Below are 16003 nucleotides of genomic sequence, written 5' to 3' on the forward strand. Positions count from 1 at the left end.
ATTTTCAATTGCTGAAAATAAAAAAAGACCCAAACATGGTTGAGTCGATACGAGGATCGGAGCTTGAACAGGATGGTGAATTAATCCCCCACAATCCGGATAATGCTGTTATTTTCAGAATTGACCAGAATGTAGTCATTGTTAATTTTATACCACTGCTGTTTGCGATCTGGTCGAGGCAGGTTATGCTCTTTATATTCGACTTTATAGCCATTGCCACGATAATGCTGCGGCATGACATAGCCAGGCTGCCATCTGAGCTGTTGCAGGCGTTTGACCCCGCGTTCTTCACGCATACGGCGTTTATCATGTTGCCCTTGATCATTTTCACGGAATTCACGGCCTTTCTTGCCATGCCCATGACGGCTATCCATTTGTGATTCAGCATTGAAATGAGGGGAGGCTATTGCAACATGACTCAGCATGAATGTACTGCAGGAGATCGCTAATGCCACCAAAACCTTTTTCATGTTGAACCCTCATTAAATTGTTCATGTTCTACTGTGTCTAATATACGGAAAGATTACAGAGAAACTGTGAAGAACAGGCACCAGTTTTATAACAAATGCAGAGATATTATGATTATGTCATGATTTTACATGAGCTTAGGCTGAGCATTTGTCCGATGACCCGACAGGCTGAGCCTGGTTCTTATCTCATCAAAGTGAGGGCAAACATGCAAGCTAAAATCGATGATTTAGCTCAAAAAAACAGCATTGAAGTCACACCGAAACGATATATGATCGGCTTAAAACACAGAAAATTCTAAAAACTTTCTGGATATTAATTCCATTGCTCGGTCAAACCTTGCAAGGACTGAATCGCTGCAGCCACCGATTCAGCTTGAACTGCATCATCGAGTGCCACAATGAGAGCCTCGGATAACTGCAAATGTTCGATGCGGCGAATGGTGTCAATTTTACGTTTTTGGTCAGCCATGCTGTGTTCCTGATTTAAGCTATACGGGATCAGAAAAGCATAGCTCAGAACAATCTATTTGAAAAACCGAATAATTTTATAAATTTGATATAAAAAATCGATTGATTGTCAGGCTGATAAAACACAGGCTAAAAAAGGCACTTTTTAGGAAGTGCCCTCGTAGATATAAATTGCGTGGCTTTTAATACGCGTAATTCAGATCGGTATAATCGTTAAGTGATTTTTGTACATGTGCCTGAATAAAGCTACGGACATCTTCGGCAGTCATGGCTTTCCCCTGATTGCTGATCACATGCTCAATTTCGGGTTGACCTTCAATTTTAATGCGATAAACAAAATGCTTGGCCAGACGATAGCGATCGTCTAATTTTTCAATTCCGGTCACATAATAATACGCATGTTCAAAATTCAGATCACTATGTGAAAAAACAAACTGATCGAATAATTTCAGTTTCTGACCATTTTCGAGTGCCTTGATGTCATCCACAATACTGGCTTCAAACTTGGTGTCATATTTTTCTGAAATCGGCTGTTGATCGATCAACAGTGAAACCATGCCATCTTCCAGGTTGCTTACGGTCATGTTGTTTAATTCAGTCATGGTGCACTCGAGTGAAATTTGTTGGAGCTTAGTATGCTGTAATTTGAGGGGAACTCAAGGCTGGCTGTATCAGGCTGCGGAAGATTTATTCACTGTGCGAAGCTCAAACGGAAATGAAAAGGCAGCGATTACTGCATTGCTGTCTCATCATCTTTTCTTCAAATATTTAAATGGCTTGTGTCGGCGAAATCCTACTTTTGACAGACCCAAAGTAGGCAAAAATCTTTTGTTCGCCATACCCACCATCCTTGTCAGGATGGCTAAGGTGTGACATTCCTGTCACACTCGCGTATCCAAAATCCACTCAATACAATTGTGGGACAGCAACAGCAGGCGCTTGCTGATATTAAACCAAGATGATTTTAATCTTGTGCATCGATACTCTGACCATTCATATGCAGGCTGTCATCGCCCATCAGATACAGATAGGCCGGCATAATCGAATCTGGTGTTGGCAGGGTCTTAGGATCTTCATTGGGATAGGCCCTGGCACGCATGGCAGTCCGTGTTGCCCCGGGATTGATGCAGTTATAGCGGATATTCGGATGTACCTGTTCCTTGGCAAATAACTGGTTTACGGCTTCAATCGCGATTTTAGATACCGAATATGCACCCCAGCGTTCCCGGGCTTCGCGGCCTACACCCGAGCTGGCAAATACCACCGAAGCATGTTCAGATTTGGATAAGAGCGGTAATAGCGCCTGGGTCATGACAAAAGGCGCCCGCAGATTGACTGCCATGACATCATCCCAGACCTCAGGCGAATAATGCGCCAGTTCTGTACGCTCACCAAGGATGCCGGCATTGTGCAAGATCCCATCCAGACGGCCAAACTGACGGTCCAGGGTGTCGAGCAGAAGCTCATAATCCTGTTCCGAAGCACTGGAGAGCTGTAGCGGCAAGATGGCAGGTTGCGGTGCACCTAAACTTTCAATTTCATCATAGATGACTTCCAGTTTATTCAGGGTACGTCCATGCAGCACCACGGTTGCACCATGCAAGGCATAACTGATTGCTGCCGCACGTCCAATGCCATCGCCCGCACCTGTGATCAGGATAATACGATCCTTGAGCAGATCGGGGCGAGGTTGATAGGCTGAATATTTCATTATCTACCTCCTTATTTGTTATTGTTCAGTTTTAAGCGTTCAAGATACTGCAGTCTGCTGTTTGCGTAGTAAGGTCTGAATCAGCTGTTGTAATTCTGCCACCGTGTTCACTATATAGTCGGCTTGCCAGGCTGTTAAGTCATCTTTGTATTGCAGTGGTAAATAACCGTAAGCTGCCAGAATGGTAGGCATTTTGGCATGGCGTCCTGCATCAATATCGCGCGGATGATCGCCAATGTAGATACAGTCTTCTGCCGCAAGCCCCAGTTGCTTGGCAGCCAGATACATCGGTTCAGGGTCGGGCTTGGTACGGGTCACATCTTCCGGACAGACCAGCACGGCACAGCGCTCGGTCAGGTTTAATGCTTTTAATAAAGATTCACTGAGCCAGCGTGGTTTATTGGTGACGATGCCCCAGGGAACATCCTGTGCTTCCAGCTGTTCCAGTAACGGATACATGCCCTTAAACAGATCGGTATCGACTGCAATGTCTGCGCCGTACATGTCCAGAAAGCGCTGACGATGTTGCAGAAATACCGGATCTTCCAGTTCCAGTTCCGGATAGACCAGTTTCACCATGGCGCGCGCGCCTTCGGAGACCTGCGTCCGGATCAGCTCGGGTTCGACCGGCATCCGGCCTTCTTCACGGCACATCTGCTGGATAATCCGGATAAAATCGGCTGCGGTATCAATCAGGGTACCATCGAGGTCAAACAGAACGGCCTTCATGCTGTGGTCTCTGCTGCGCTATCTTTCACGGTATAGACCATATAGTTGACATCGACATTCGGTGCCAGCCAGTAGCGTTTGGTCAGCGGATTGTAGTGCAGACCGGTCATGTCTTTGAGTTTCAAGCCGGCATTGCGAATATCGTGCGCCAGCTCGGAGGGCTTGATAAATTTGCTGTAATCATGCGTGCCTTTGGCCAGCATCCGCAGCACATATTCTGCACCAATAATGGCAAATAAATACGATTTTGGATTGCGGTTAATGGTCGAGAAGAACACATGGCCGCCTGGCTTGACCAGCTTGTGACAGGCCTGAATGATCGAGGCCGGATCGGGTACGTGCTCCAGCATTTCCATACAGGTCACGATGTCGTATTGGCCAGCCTGTTCATCGGCCAGTTGTTCAACCGGGATCTGACGATATTCGATATTGGTCACGCCTTCCTGTTCGGCATGAATCCGCGCCACATTCAGTGGCGCAGCACCCATATCAATCCCCAGTACATCGGCACCGCGACGCGCCATGCTTTCGGCCAGAATGCCACCGCCACAACCAACATCGAGGATTTTCTTGCCGCTCAGGCCACCCGCATGTTCATCAATCCAGTTTAAACGTAGTGGATTAATCATGTGCAAGGGGCGGAACTCGGAATGCTGATCCCACCATATAGCTGCAAATGCTTCAAACTTGGCAATTTCTTGTGGATCAACATTCAATTGCGACATCGTGGTCACCTCAATCAGTTGTGATTAGCTAAAAATATAGAGGCCAAATGGCCAGAGAAACTGATTTAACCTTGAAAATCAGTCCGATGCTTTAGTGTAGCGTTTCTGGCAGAAAAAGCGATAAAAGCAGCAAAAAAGTTCACAGAATGAAAACGAAATCGGCATAATTGATTTATAGTGAACCCATACACTAAACATAATGATTTAGAGGACGATAATCCCAATGAAAAAATTCCTTTTAGGCGCTGTTGCCGCATCTGTTTTGGCCTTTTCTGGCAGTGCGATGGCCAATTTTGTGGCAGGTCAGGACTATCAGGTGGTCGCAAAACCAGTCAAAGTCGAAAAACCGGGCAAAATTGAAGTACGTGAATTCTTCTGGTATGGCTGTGGCCACTGTTTCACGCTTGAGCCACATATGCAAAGCTGGTTGAAAAAATTACCAAAAGATGTGCGTTTTGTGCGTACGCCTGCTGCAATGAATCCACTCTGGGAACAGGCGGCACGTGCTTATTATGTGTCTGAAGCTTTGGGTGTGCGCCAAAAAGCCCATTTGCAGTTATTCCATGATATTCATGACAAGCAGCGTCCAATTTTAGAACAGGCACAACTCGCCAAGTTCTATACCCGTTATGGTATTTCTGAAGCAAAATTTAACACGACTTATAAATCATTCCCGATTTCGTCAAAAATTGCGCAGGCCAAAAATCTGGCTGCTCAATATCAGTTAAGCGGCGTACCGGCGGTGACTGTCAATGGTAAATATATTGTGCAGGGCAATGATGCCAAAGTAATTCAGGTGGTAAATTACCTGATTGAAAAAGAGCGTAAAGCCAAATAAGAAATAACCGAGTATCCGTAAAAAACCTGCATCAATAATGCAGGTTTTTTTTATTCAGATGGGGGGAGTACTTGTTTCTGTACTGATTGACGGATCTGCTGTTTTTGTCGGAATTCGATGCCAGTGCAAAATCCCTCGCAATAAAAGCTGCATCTGTAGCACGCTTTGGGTTTTAAAGACATTGGATAGGGTGCGGCGTAGCTCTGGATCAGCCTGATGTTGCAGATGAATCCAGCCCATGGCCCAGTTCAGCGACAGATCAATCAGCATCTGTGCCAGTGCCTGCAAATCTTGCGAAGACTGGATATGTTGGGCGGCTTGCATTTTTTCCAGTTCATGCATGACATCTTCAGTCAAAAAACGAATTTCCCGTTCTATTCCTGCACGTAACATTGCCGAGCCCCCCCAGCGTTCTGCAACAAAAAAAATCCAGGATTCAGGGTGATATTCGACTGCCTGAAAAAATAGCTCAATTCCGGTTTTAGTCCGGGTGTTGGGCTGATACAGATAGGCCTGTCCCAGTTGATTCAGCACTCCCTTGAGATGAATCGCGACCTGATCCAGCAGCTCTAGTCCCAACTGCTCCATATCCTGAAAATGCCGATAAAATGCCGTGGGCACCAGTCCAACGGCATGCGCGACTTCACGCAGACTGATGGTGCTAAAAGCGCGACCCTGACTGCTCAAGGCCAGTGTGGCATCCAGTAGCGCCTGATGGCTTTGCTGCTTGCGATCTTCACGTAAGGACATAAATGGGTTTCCTCAAGGGGAGATTTAGTCTAGCAAAAATTAAGGCAAATCGTAGCGCCACAGGTCGGCAGAATTTCGATATTTAACCGCACTCTGATGCATCGATTTTGTAAATCAATCATCCGGCTGACCAATCTTGGCAAAGGCTTCTGTTATACTGAGCCGCAATTATTTTTAGCCTATACAGGACTTATCATGCGTATCGACCAACGAGCATTAGATCAATTACGTGAAGTGAAAATTACCCGTAACTATACACGTTATGCGGAAGGCTCGGTATTGGTTGAGTTTGGTCATACCAAAGTACTGTGCACTGCCAGTGTAGAGAGTTCTGTTCCACGTTTCCTGAAAGGTCAGGGCCAGGGCTGGGTGACGGCTGAATATGGCATGTTGCCACGTTCAACCCATACCCGTAGCGACCGCGAAGCGGCACGTGGCAAACAGAGTGGCCGTACCCAGGAAATCCAGCGTCTGATCGGTCGTAGCTTGCGCTCAATGGTTGACCTGAAAAAGCTGGGTGAAAATACCATTACCATTGACTGTGATGTGATTCAGGCTGATGGCGGTACCCGTACTGCAGCGATTACCGGTGCTGCGGTGGCGCTGGTCGATGCCATGAATGTTTTGCTGGAAAGAAAGAAAATCAAACATGATCCATTAAAAGGTCTGGTGGCTGCGGTTTCTGTTGGTATTTTCAAAGATGAAGTATTACTGGATCTTTGCTATGAAGAAGATTCGAACTGTCAAACCGATTTGAACGTGGTGATGACACAGGCCGGTGAATTTATTGAAATTCAGGGCACTGCGGAAGACAAACCATTTACCCGTGCCCAATCGGATGCCATGCTGGAAATGGCCGAGAAAGGCATTCAGGAGCTGGTAAAAAAACAGCAACAAGCTTTGGGCTGGTAATTCATTCCTGCCAAATATAAAACGCATCTCAGGATGCGTTTTTTTATGCCGGAAATTTCAGAATACAGCTCCATTGAAAATGCAGCACAAAACTTCCTGACAAAATTCCGACATGAATCGGCTAGATCCAGAGCTATTTTACCCCGATATTCAAACGATATCACCATGAGGAATGCGAGATGAAACAGTGGATTTGTGCAATGTCTTTGCTGGGCATGTTTGGACTAAGCGCCTGTGACTGGGGCAATCAGCGGAAGGATGACGAGCGTTCAGTGTTAAATCAGGATCGTGAGGAGGATAACGGAAGATATAACGACCGTGATGGTGACGATGATGACCGCGATCGTCGAGGTAATCGGGACGACGATGATGATTAAGGTCTAAAATAGAAAATTGAGCAAAATATATGCAAAAAAAATTCTAAAAATCAAAAAAGGGTGCTTCGCACCCTCAATGGTCATCTATCGAATTTAGGCTTCAGCATTAAATCGCATCGATAAATCCACAGCTTTGACATCTTTGGTCAAGACACCCATCGAAATATAATCGACACCGCTACTGGCAACTTCACGTAAATTTTCGATCGTGATATTGCCAGATGCTTCCAGTTTGCAGCGGCCGGCCACATGCTGTACTGCCTCAATCATTTGCTGCTGGCTGAAATTATCCAGCATCACGATATCCGCATTGGCCTCTAAGGCCTGATTCAGTTCATCCCAGGTTTCGACTTCCACTTCGACCGGTTTGCCCGGCGCAATCTGGTGTGCCTTGGCAATCGCCTGAACAATTCCGCCAGCGGCCATAATATGATTTTCTTTAATCAAAAAGGCATCGAATAAACCCAGACGATGATTCTGCCCACCACCAATGGCAACGGCATATTTTTGTGCAATACGCAGGCCAGGAAGGGTTTTACGGGTATCCAGCAGCTTGGTATTTAAGCCATCCAATTGTTTGACATAATGCGCTGTTTTCGTCGCAACGGCAGACAGTGTCTGGACAAAATTCAGCGCAGGACGTTCCACAGTCAATAAACTGCGTGCAGAACCGGCCAGTTTCAGGAAAGTTTCATTGGCTTGAACCCGATCACCCTCATTTTTTAGCCAGATCACTTCAACACTTGGATCATAAGCCTGAATCAAGGCATTCACCCAAGGTTGCCCGGCCAGTACCATATCTTCACGGCTGATGATCGTGGCAGTGGCCTGTTCATCTTCAGGGGTCAGCAGGGCAGTAATATCACCGTCACCAATATCTTCTGAAAGTGCCTGTTGGATATTGATCTGAATCGACTGGTCTAGCAACGCTTGAGATATGCGCATGAGTATTTCCGTATCTTTTAAGCCGTGAAAATTGCGCATTATCTTAGCACTGTTACATAAAAAATGAGCGATTTTTCCTACAGTCTGCCGGGATGAATTGAGATTTGTGCCTGAAAGTTTTAGCATGAAGCCGGCTGCAACCCTGATCGTGCAGATTTTATTTTTGGAGAGAATGGTTTTATGCAACAGGCAGCCGAGTTTCAGGTTAAGAATGGACAACTGATGGGCGCACGTCACATTCCCTCTCCCAATTTTAACCAGCGTCCGGACAATACCGAGATTCAGCTCATTGTGGTGCATAACATCAGTCTGCCACCCTCACAGTTTGGCGGCGGTTATATTGAACAGTTTTTTCAGAATCAACTGGATTGGTCAGTCCATCCCTATTTTCAAAGCATTGAAGGGATGCAGGTTTCGACCCATCTGCTGATTTTACGTTCTGGTGAGGTACTGCAATTCGTCAATTTTAATGACCGTGCCTGGCATGCTGGACGTTCGACCTATTTGGGTAAAAAAGAATGTAATGATTATTCGATTGGCATCGAGCTGGAAGGCAGTGACGACTTGCCTTTTGAACCGGTACAGTATGCAGCCTTGATCAAAGTCACTGCCTGTTTGCAAGATTATTATCCTAAAATTCAGCAGCATATTGCCGGACATTCGGATATTGCCCCGGGCCGTAAGACCGATCCGGGACCGTATTTTAACTGGGCTGATTTTCGTTGCCAGTTACAGCATTATAAAAATACCTCAACCTCGCTTGAGGGATGCAATTAAGCAATGAACTTCTGACAGAGGTTTCATTACAATAGCCACAAATTTATACATTAGGTGAATAGGATGGCGCTTTGGCGTTCGACCGTCATTGTCAGTGCGATGACCATGTTGTCACGTGTACTGGGATTGGTTCGAGATATTGTTTTACTGAATGTCTTTGGTGCGGGTAAGGACTTCGATACCTTCGTGGTCGCATTTCGTATTCCAAACTTTTTCAGGCGATTATTTGCCGAAGGGGCATTCTCACAGGCCTTTATTCCGGTTTTGACCGAATACAAAACCAGTCGTACCCATGCCGAAGTGCAGATTCTGATTAGCCGGGTCTTTGGCTGTCTGGCAACGGTAATGAGTCTGCTGACCATGTTCGCAGTGATTGCTGCACCGTTGATCATGTATATCTATGCGCCCGGTTTCCATAGCGATCCTGAGAAATTCGCCTTGGCGACTGACATGTTCCGCCTGACCATTCCTTATTTACTGTTCATGTCACTGACGGCTTTTGCCAGCAGTATTCTGAACAGTTATGGCTCTTTTAGTACACCGGCCTTTGCACCGGTCTTGCTCAATGTCGCCATGATTGCTGGTGCGCTCTGGCTGACTCCGCATATGGCAGAGCCGATTATGGCACTGGGCTGGGCAGTCATCATTGCCGGTATTTTACAGCTGGCGATTCAGATTCCTGAACTGTGGCGTAAAAACCTGCTGATCCCACCTAAAATTGACTTCAAGCATGAAGGCGTGGATCGCATCATGAAGTTGATGCTGCCGGCTTTATTTGGTGTATCCGTCACGCAAATTAACCTGCTGCTGAATACCATCTGGGCTTCATTTATGCAGGATGGTTCGGTGTCCTGGCTGTATAGTGCCGAGCGCATGACCGAGTTGCCGCTTGGCCTGATTGGTGTAGCGATTGGTACTGTCATTTTGCCATCTTTATCGGCACGACATACCGAGCAGAATCCGGAAAAATTCCGCGGCATGATGGACTGGGCCGCTAAAGTGATTGTAATGGCAGGTTTACCGGCCAGTATTGCCTTGTTTATGCTGTCGACCCCGATCATTCAGGCCCTGTTTGAACGTGGTCAGTTCAGCTTTGAAGATACCCAAATGACGGCTCTGGCGCTGCAATGTATGAGCGGTGGTGTGATTGCCTTTATGTTGATTAAAGTCTTTGCCCCGGGTTTCTATGCACAGCAGGATACCAAAACACCGGTGCGTGTCGGTCTGATGGCTGTGGCTGCCAATGCAATCCTGAACGTGATTTTTATCGGTATCTTCAAGTTGATTGACTGGGAAGCAGAACATATGGCACTGGCACTGGCATCGACCGGTTCAGCCATGGTGAATGCCGGCCTGCTTTATTACTATCTGCATAAGCGTCATATTTTCCGCTTTGGCCCGCACTGGAAAAAAATCTTCCTGCAATTCATGTTTGCCAATGTGGTGATGATCGCAGCTTTGGCTTATGCCTTAAGTTGGTACAATGCCGATGTGTCGCAATGGATGCGTGTCGCAGAAGTACTCATCTTGTGTGTCATTGGTGTGGTGGCCTATCTGGCGGCCTTGCTGGCGGCAGGTTTTAGACCGCGTCATTTAAAACCTTAAGTGAATATTGAACTTGATATTCGCTTAATAAAGCTATAAAAAAACAAGAGCCAGAAGGCTCTTGTTTTTTTCGAAGGATCATACTTGCTTCGACTCAATCTAAACTGAATCTAGACCTTACCGCGGGAAAGAAATCCAACGATCGCAAGAATCACCGCAATTACTAACAAGATAATTGCAAAATCCTTAGATAAGCCTGCTACTCCACCGAAACCAAGTAGACTCGCAATTAATGCAATAACAGCAAAAATAATAGCCCAGCGAAACATATATATTCTCCATGTGTTTTTATTTTCAAATTTAGTATAGAAATAAACGATTCCAGCGACTGTTAGTGTTTTGTTGACGAACTGTCTATGATTTAACAATAGTTTACGTGATGGTAATAAGAATTTGAGCGGTAGGTCTGCGCGGTTTGGGCTGCTATAATCAGCTGATTTTTGAGTGCGCCGACCTGATCATGACCGATACTTTACGTCCCGAATTTTGGAAAAACTATGGCCTTGCCGAACTCACGCAAGCCGAGTGGGAAGCCTTGTGTGATGGTTGCGGACTCTGTTGCCTGATTAAACTGGAAGATGAAGATACCCAGGAAGTCGCTTATACCAAAGTGGCCTGCAAACTGCTGGATTGTACGACTGCGCGTTGCTCCAATTATCCAGAGCGTTTGCACTATGTGCCAGACTGTATTCAGCTCACGCCAGAAAAATTGGAAACGATTCACTGGTTGCCTTCAAGCTGTGCTTATCGCCGGGTCGAGCAGGGCAAAAGCCTGCCATCCTGGCATTATCTGATCAGCGGTTCACGGGAAAGTGTGATTCAGGCACGCAAGTCGGCAGCAGGGCGCTGCCTGAGTGAAGCCGACATTCCTGAAGACGACATCGAAGACTATATCGTGCGTTGGGTGCGTTAATTTGCCGCGATAAGTACCTATTGATTTGCCGGCTGCAGTAGGGCCTGAGCCGAAGCACCGGCCATCGGACGATAGAAATAAAAGCCTTGTCCAATCTGACAGTCACAATGGATCAGGGTATCGAGTTGTTCGGTATTTTCGATGCCTTCGACCAGAACATCCAAAGCAATACTGGAACCAATCTGGGTAATGGCTTTGACAATCGCCAAGGCAGAGGGGTCACTGTTCATACGCTCGACGAAGTTGCGGTCAATTTTGATGCAATCCACCGGATAGTCTTGTAAACGGGTTAGTGAAGAATGTCCGGTGCCGAAATCATCCAGTGAGATCTGGATTCCGGCCTGTTTCAGCAGGTTCAGGGCCCGGATCACATAATTGGCACCATGCTCGGACAGACTCTGTTCGGTAATTTCCAGTTCCACCTTATGCGCAGGAATATCAAAATTGGACAGGCGGGCCAACATTTTTTCAGCATAGTCATCGCGCAAAAATTCAACCGGTGCAGCATTGATTGAAATCGGTAACAGATCCAGTCCTTGGGCCTGCCAGCGACTCATATCGGCAAAGACTTTCAGTTGCATGGTTTCACTGATACGTGAGGCCAGCTCATAGTCCTGAAAGGCACCAAAAATCTCGGAAGGCAGTTGCACCTGCTGATCCTGATCTTGCCAGCGTAACAGTGCTTCAAAACCAATCACCACACCATCAGACAGACGGACTTTGGGTTGATAGTAGGGAATGATCTGATCGGCCAGAATAATCTTGCGGGCCAAAGTCAGCTGCTTGGTCATATTTTCCAGCGAACCACACATGTCCTGATTAAACATGCGGATGCCGCCACGACCACTATTTTTCAGATCATTTAAGGCAATGTCGGCACACTTCAACAGATTCGAGGTGTTCAGGGCATCACGTGGATAGATGGCACAGCCAATACTCATAGCACTGCTGATACTGTCGCCAATATAATTGATCGGTTGATCCAGCTGGCTATAGGCCAGTTGCGCCGTGGCCAGCAGCTGTTCTTCACTTTCCAGATTTTTCACCAGAACAGCAAATTCATCTCCACCCAAACGGGCCACAATGGTATTCGGGCCGAAACAGGCCTGGAAACGCTGACCCAGAACATGGAGTAGATGATCGCCAGCAATATGGCCCAAGGTGTCATTGATGTGCCGGAAATAATCCAGATCAATCAGCAGTAGACCCGCCTTGGTCTGCTGTTGTTGCGCTTTTAATAGCACCTGTTTAAAGGTTTTATAGAAGGCACTGCGATTATACAGACCAGTCAGTTCATCTCGTTTAATGGCTTCTTTTAAGCGGGTTTCTGCAATTTTTTGCTGACTGATATTGCGTGAGACACAGAGGATGCTTTGGGTAATATTGTGCTGATCCAGAATCGGGGTCAGCAGATGATCCCAATATTGGATTGGCTGGTCTTTGCTCTGAGTTTTGCTAGAAAAACGGCTATTTAAGCCTAGGACTGCCTGTTTCAGTGCACGTTGCGCAGATTTTCGGGCTTCAGGTGCTAAACGGTTCAGCCAGGACAAAGAACTGTCCTGATCTTGCGCTGTTGTTTCGCTTTCTGGTGTCAGACCGTCAGACTGGTTACTATGCCGAATCTGACCTTCAGGACTGATAATATGGATGCAGTCTGCGCTGGCATCCAGCATATTTTCCTGGGTTGAAACGATTTGAGACAGTTGTTGCTGGATTTCAAAATAATCATGTACATCGGTCAGTGAAACCGCCCACTGCAACACATCTTCCGGATCATGATGAAATTTTACCGCCAGCGTACACATACGATAATGGGTATCGCTGCGTTTAATCCGGCACTGGGTTTCAAAATTCTGATGCTGATCCAGTGCCGCATGCCACAGCTTCGAAAACAGCTGTAAGTCCTCGGTATGAATGAAACTCTGCCACGATATATTGCCCGGTTCATTCAGGTTCACACCAAGATAATCGGTCATGGCGGCGTTAAAATAGTGCAGATGTGTTTTGCTACTGACCCAGAGAGGTTGGGGTAAGGCATCAATCAGTTTTTGAAGCTGAATTAATTCAGACAGATGAACAGGGGTTGAACTCAGTGATGTTGCCAGCAGAGGTTCCGACTGGCTCACAGCTCCCTGTTCAAATTTATCATGCTTCATGCATTCACCAATACAACCCAAAAAATACCCAAAGGGCGACATAAGTTTCTTTTAATTAGAATAAACAATATGAAAATTACACTGTAATTAATTCACAATTAATCATGTTCAAATTACTTGCTTTTATGAAGATTAATTCATTCAGAATTAAAAAAATAGAGGATTTCTACATAAATTAATTTTTTATGCTTTATGTTTGCAATCTTGGAATCAAAACTGCTGGTGTTAGAATGAGATCAGAATTTAGTTTGAGCCAATAATAACATGTCAGATAGTCATATCCCGCTTCCAGAACGCTTAAGACCACGTGACCTTGCAGAGATTATCGGGCAGGAACATTTGCTGGGGGAACAGGCGCCCTTACGCCAGATGATTGATCAGGGTCATCTACCGTCGATTATTTTCTGGGGACCACCCGGCGTTGGAAAAACCACCATTGCCTTACTGTTGGCACAAGCGGTAGATCGGCCTTTTATCAGTCTGTCTGCCCTGAATACCGGAGTGAAAGAGCTGCGTGAAGTGATTGCCGATGGTGGTGATCTGCTGACGCCAGTGGTCTTTATTGATGAAATTCACCGCTTTAATAAATCCCAGCAGGATGCACTGTTAAATGCAGTCGAAAAAGGGAAAATTACCTTAATTGGTGCCACTACCGAAAACCCGTCTTTTGAAGTGAATAGTGCCTTATTGTCACGTTGTCAGGTGTATAGCCTGAATGCGTTGAGTGCGGAATCGATTCAGACTCTGCTCACACAAGCCTTGCAAAATGACCGTTTTTTGCAGGAACGACATATCCTGATTGAAGAATTTGATGCCTTGGTGCAGTTCGCAGCAGGTGATGCCCGTAAAGCATTGAATTTACTTGATCTGATTGCCAGTACTTTTGAACCGGATATGGAAAATATCATCACCAATGCAGGGGTGGTGAAAGTGGCACAGCAAAATATTGCCCGTTATGACAAGTCCGGTGAACAGCATTATGATCTGGTCTCGGCTTTTATAAAATCAATTCGCGGCAGTGATCCCGATGCAGCGCTGTACTGGATGGCACGCATGCTCAAAGGCGGTGAAGATCCGGTATTTATTGCCCGCCGTATGCTGATTGCAGCCTCTGAAGATATCGGTAATTCCAATCCGAATGCCTTATTGCTGGCGGGTGAATGTTTCCGTTCGGTGCAGGCCGTCGGAATGCCGGAATGCCGGATTATTTTAGGACAATGTGCGGTGTATTTAGCCACCAGTGCCAAAAGTAACAGCACCTATCTGGCAATTAACAAGGCAATGGAGCTTGCAGATAAAACCTCGAATTTGCCGGTGCCTTTGCATTTGAGAAATGCACCGACCAAGCTGATGAAAGAACAGGGCTACGGGGTGGATTATCTGTATCCGCATCATTATCCTGAGCATTTTGTGCTGCAAGACTATATGCCGCCAGAACTGAAAGATACCAAACTGTATGAGTCGGCACGCAATAAACGTGAAGTTGAAGGAGAGCGCTTACAGCAACGCCGTTGGCAACAACAGCAACAGCAGCAATAATATCAGTACACAAACAGATTAAACTCAGGCAAAAAAAAGCCCAATTCAAGGCGAATTGGGCATAAATTAGGATGTTTTTTCAAGGGAGAGAACATCCTAGAGGGTAGGCGATCAATCTGGTCGGCAAACCTTGAGTTAAATCAATCAGCTCACTGATTTGCCTGGTATGTGATGATATTAGACCATAGGCTTGCCAATGTAAAAGCGATCATTTTTATCTGTAATATTTATTTTTTCGATTAAAGCTTAAAAGGTCAATCTGGCCCAGCCAAAAAAATCAGGGATAAAAAAACCGAGCTGTTGAGCTCGGTTTTTTTGAAGCAATGGACTATGCCATTAGATGTTGTCGAGGTTAATACCTAAACGACCCGCAACTTCTTCATAGGCTTCAACTACACCGCCTAAACCTTGACGGAAACGGTCTTTGTCGAGTTTTTTCTTGGTGTCTTTGTCCCATAGACGGCAACCGTCTGGAGAGAATTCATCACCCAAAACGATACGGTCATGGAATACACCGAATTCAAGTTTGAAGTCGACCAGAATCATGTTGCCGGCATCAAACAATGCTTTCAGCACGTCATTGACTTGGTAAGTCAATTCTTTCATTTTTTCCAGTTGCTCAGCAGTCGCCCAACCTAAAGCAATCGCTTGCGATTCATTGACCATTGGATCGCCAAGCGCATCGTCTTTAAAGAACAATTCGAATGTAGATGGAGTCAGTTCTTTACCTTCTTCAACACCTAAACGGCGGCATAAAGAACCTGCTGCATAGTTACGAATCACACATTCAACCGGGATCATATCCAGTTTTTTCACCAGCACTTCATTTGGAGTCAGCAGCTTTTCAAAGTGAGTTTCAATACCCGCTTCTGCCAGCTTTTCCATGATGAAGGCGTTAAAACGGTTGTTCACCTTGCCTTTACGATCTAGTTGCTCGATTTTTTCGCCATTGAATGCAGAGGCATCATCTCGAAAGACTAAAATCAGATGGTCTGAACTGTCTGTGGTGTAGACAGATTTCGCTTTACCAGTATAGAGCAAGGTTTGTTTTAACATGAGGGAACCTTTTACAAAAAAAAATGCCTAGA

18 protein-coding genes are annotated in these 16003 nt (G+C 45.9%); 7 read left to right on the forward strand and 11 right to left on the reverse strand.

What is annotated here, in order from left to right; translation table 11 throughout:
• Positions 1 to 80 precede the first annotated feature (80 nt).
• From FTU40_RS10205 to ubiG, 6 genes are all read right to left on the reverse strand, one after another.
• On the reverse strand, positions 81 to 470 hold the full coding sequence (locus tag FTU40_RS10205; protein WP_005173376.1) for an RcnB family protein: 390 nt from the start codon (positions 468 to 470) through the stop codon (positions 81 to 83).
• Positions 471 to 783: 313 nt separating this feature from the next.
• Complete coding sequence (locus tag FTU40_RS10210; RefSeq protein WP_005173373.1) at positions 784 to 939, reverse strand: hypothetical protein; 156 nt, start codon at positions 937 to 939, stop codon at positions 784 to 786.
• 181 nt (positions 940 to 1120) lie between these two features.
• On the reverse strand, positions 1121 to 1540 hold the full coding sequence (locus tag FTU40_RS10215) for a hypothetical protein (RefSeq protein ID WP_074383818.1): 420 nt from the start codon (positions 1538 to 1540) through the stop codon (positions 1121 to 1123).
• Between the two features lie 362 nt (positions 1541 to 1902).
• Positions 1903 to 2649 (reverse strand): YciK family oxidoreductase, encoded by a 747-nt coding sequence (locus FTU40_RS10220; RefSeq protein ID WP_005173370.1) that lies wholly within the window; start codon positions 2647 to 2649, stop codon positions 1903 to 1905.
• A 39-nt stretch (positions 2650 to 2688) separates the two neighbouring features.
• On the reverse strand, positions 2689 to 3378 hold the full coding sequence (locus FTU40_RS10225) for an HAD family hydrolase (protein WP_100534559.1): 690 nt from the start codon (positions 3376 to 3378) through the stop codon (positions 2689 to 2691).
• Positions 3375 to 4103, reverse strand: coding sequence for a bifunctional 2-polyprenyl-6-hydroxyphenol methylase/3-demethylubiquinol 3-O-methyltransferase UbiG (gene ubiG / locus FTU40_RS10230; protein WP_180040721.1), 729 nt, complete (start codon positions 4101 to 4103; stop codon positions 3375 to 3377). Before ubiG ends, FTU40_RS10225 begins: the two co-directional genes overlap by 4 nt.
• A 223-nt stretch (positions 4104 to 4326) precedes the next feature.
• Here ubiG and FTU40_RS10235 point away from each other — a divergent pair, with 223 nt between their 5' ends.
• Entirely contained in the window at positions 4327 to 4941 is a 615-nt protein-coding gene (locus FTU40_RS10235) for a thiol:disulfide interchange protein DsbA/DsbL (RefSeq protein ID WP_180040723.1), read from the forward strand.
• Positions 4942 to 4995: 54 nt separating this feature from the next.
• Here the strand turns inward: FTU40_RS10235 and FTU40_RS10240 are convergent, their stop codons facing one another.
• Complete coding sequence (locus FTU40_RS10240; protein ID WP_180040725.1) at positions 4996 to 5691, reverse strand: TetR family transcriptional regulator; 696 nt, start codon at positions 5689 to 5691, stop codon at positions 4996 to 4998.
• 195 nt (positions 5692 to 5886) lie between these two features.
• On the opposite strand from FTU40_RS10240, the gene rph reads away from it, so the two are divergent.
• Both rph and FTU40_RS10250 read left to right on the forward strand, forming a co-directional pair.
• Complete coding sequence (gene rph, locus FTU40_RS10245) at positions 5887 to 6603, forward strand: ribonuclease PH (RefSeq protein WP_005173362.1); 717 nt, start codon at positions 5887 to 5889, stop codon at positions 6601 to 6603.
• 179 nt (positions 6604 to 6782) lie between these two features.
• Positions 6783 to 6980, forward strand: coding sequence for a hypothetical protein (locus tag FTU40_RS10250; protein WP_074383821.1), 198 nt, complete (start codon positions 6783 to 6785; stop codon positions 6978 to 6980).
• A gap of 93 nt (positions 6981 to 7073) precedes the next feature.
• Here the strand turns inward: FTU40_RS10250 and nadC are convergent, their stop codons facing one another.
• Positions 7074 to 7925 carry a carboxylating nicotinate-nucleotide diphosphorylase gene (nadC, locus tag FTU40_RS10255; RefSeq protein ID WP_074383822.1) on the reverse strand — a complete coding sequence of 284 codons (852 nt, stop codon included), beginning with the start codon at positions 7923 to 7925 and terminating at the stop codon, positions 7074 to 7076.
• Between the two features lie 180 nt (positions 7926 to 8105).
• On the opposite strand from nadC, the gene ampD reads away from it, so the two are divergent.
• Both ampD and murJ read left to right on the forward strand, forming a co-directional pair.
• Entirely contained in the window at positions 8106 to 8702 is a 597-nt protein-coding gene (gene ampD / locus FTU40_RS10260) for a 1,6-anhydro-N-acetylmuramyl-L-alanine amidase AmpD (protein WP_005173355.1), read from the forward strand.
• A gap of 54 nt (positions 8703 to 8756) precedes the next feature.
• Complete coding sequence (gene murJ, locus FTU40_RS10265; protein ID WP_171255753.1) at positions 8757 to 10307, forward strand: murein biosynthesis integral membrane protein MurJ; 1551 nt, start codon at positions 8757 to 8759, stop codon at positions 10305 to 10307.
• Positions 10308 to 10417: 110 nt separating this feature from the next.
• Here murJ and FTU40_RS10270 read toward each other — a convergent pair whose 3' ends face one another.
• Positions 10418 to 10576, reverse strand: coding sequence for a DUF1328 domain-containing protein (locus tag FTU40_RS10270; RefSeq protein ID WP_004647174.1), 159 nt, complete (start codon positions 10574 to 10576; stop codon positions 10418 to 10420).
• Between the two features lie 188 nt (positions 10577 to 10764).
• On the opposite strand from FTU40_RS10270, the gene FTU40_RS10275 reads away from it, so the two are divergent.
• On the forward strand, positions 10765 to 11220 hold the full coding sequence (locus FTU40_RS10275; RefSeq protein WP_171063370.1) for a YcgN family cysteine cluster protein: 456 nt from the start codon (positions 10765 to 10767) through the stop codon (positions 11218 to 11220).
• A gap of 17 nt (positions 11221 to 11237) precedes the next feature.
• Here the strand turns inward: FTU40_RS10275 and FTU40_RS10280 are convergent, their stop codons facing one another.
• A complete protein-coding gene (locus tag FTU40_RS10280) occupies positions 11238 to 13376 on the reverse strand; it encodes a bifunctional diguanylate cyclase/phosphodiesterase (RefSeq protein ID WP_180040727.1) in 2139 nt (712 codons plus the stop codon).
• 264 nt (positions 13377 to 13640) lie between these two features.
• Between FTU40_RS10280 and FTU40_RS10285 the strand changes: the two genes are divergently transcribed.
• Positions 13641 to 14915: a replication-associated recombination protein A gene (locus FTU40_RS10285; RefSeq protein ID WP_005173345.1), complete on the forward strand. Its 1275-nt coding sequence runs from the start codon at positions 13641 to 13643 to the stop codon at positions 14913 to 14915.
• A 336-nt stretch (positions 14916 to 15251) separates the two neighbouring features.
• Here the strand turns inward: FTU40_RS10285 and purC are convergent, their stop codons facing one another.
• On the reverse strand, positions 15252 to 15971 hold the full coding sequence (gene purC / locus FTU40_RS10290) for a phosphoribosylaminoimidazolesuccinocarboxamide synthase (RefSeq protein WP_005173343.1): 720 nt from the start codon (positions 15969 to 15971) through the stop codon (positions 15252 to 15254).
• Positions 15972 to 16003: the final 32 nt, after the last annotated feature.

Source organism: Acinetobacter sp. YH12100 (assembly GCF_013419135.1).
Classification (GTDB): Bacteria; Pseudomonadota; Gammaproteobacteria; order Pseudomonadales; family Moraxellaceae; genus Acinetobacter; species Acinetobacter pseudolwoffii.

Coding starts and splice junctions, on each gene's coding strand:
- FTU40_RS10210 (WP_005173373.1), bottom strand. CDS start 939: ATGGCTGACCAAAAACGTAAAATTGACACCATTCGCCGCATCGAACAT.
- FTU40_RS10220 (WP_005173370.1), bottom strand. CDS start 2,649: ATGAAATATTCAGCCTATCAACCTCGCCCCGATCTGCTCAAGGATCGT.
- FTU40_RS10215 (WP_074383818.1), bottom strand. CDS start 1,540: ATGACTGAATTAAACAACATGACCGTAAGCAACCTGGAAGATGGCATG.
- rph (WP_005173362.1), top strand. CDS start 5,887: ATGCGTATCGACCAACGAGCATTAGATCAATTACGTGAAGTGAAAATT.
- FTU40_RS10205 (WP_005173376.1), bottom strand. CDS start 470: ATGAAAAAGGTTTTGGTGGCATTAGCGATCTCCTGCAGTACATTCATG.
- FTU40_RS10280 (WP_180040727.1), bottom strand. CDS start 13,376: ATGAAGCATGATAAATTTGAACAGGGAGCTGTGAGCCAGTCGGAACCT.
- FTU40_RS10240 (WP_180040725.1), bottom strand. CDS start 5,691: ATGTCCTTACGTGAAGATCGCAAGCAGCAAAGCCATCAGGCGCTACTG.
- ampD (WP_005173355.1), top strand. CDS start 8,106: ATGCAACAGGCAGCCGAGTTTCAGGTTAAGAATGGACAACTGATGGGC.
- FTU40_RS10225 (WP_100534559.1), bottom strand. CDS start 3,378: ATGAAGGCCGTTCTGTTTGACCTCGATGGTACCCTGATTGATACCGCA.
- FTU40_RS10270 (WP_004647174.1), bottom strand. CDS start 10,576: ATGTTTCGCTGGGCTATTATTTTTGCTGTTATTGCATTAATTGCGAGT.
- FTU40_RS10250 (WP_074383821.1), top strand. CDS start 6,783: ATGAAACAGTGGATTTGTGCAATGTCTTTGCTGGGCATGTTTGGACTA.
- ubiG (WP_180040721.1), bottom strand. CDS start 4,103: ATGTCGCAATTGAATGTTGATCCACAAGAAATTGCCAAGTTTGAAGCA.
- FTU40_RS10285 (WP_005173345.1), top strand. CDS start 13,641: ATGTCAGATAGTCATATCCCGCTTCCAGAACGCTTAAGACCACGTGAC.
- FTU40_RS10235 (WP_180040723.1), top strand. CDS start 4,327: ATGAAAAAATTCCTTTTAGGCGCTGTTGCCGCATCTGTTTTGGCCTTT.
- nadC (WP_074383822.1), bottom strand. CDS start 7,925: ATGCGCATATCTCAAGCGTTGCTAGACCAGTCGATTCAGATCAATATC.
- purC (WP_005173343.1), bottom strand. CDS start 15,971: ATGTTAAAACAAACCTTGCTCTATACTGGTAAAGCGAAATCTGTCTAC.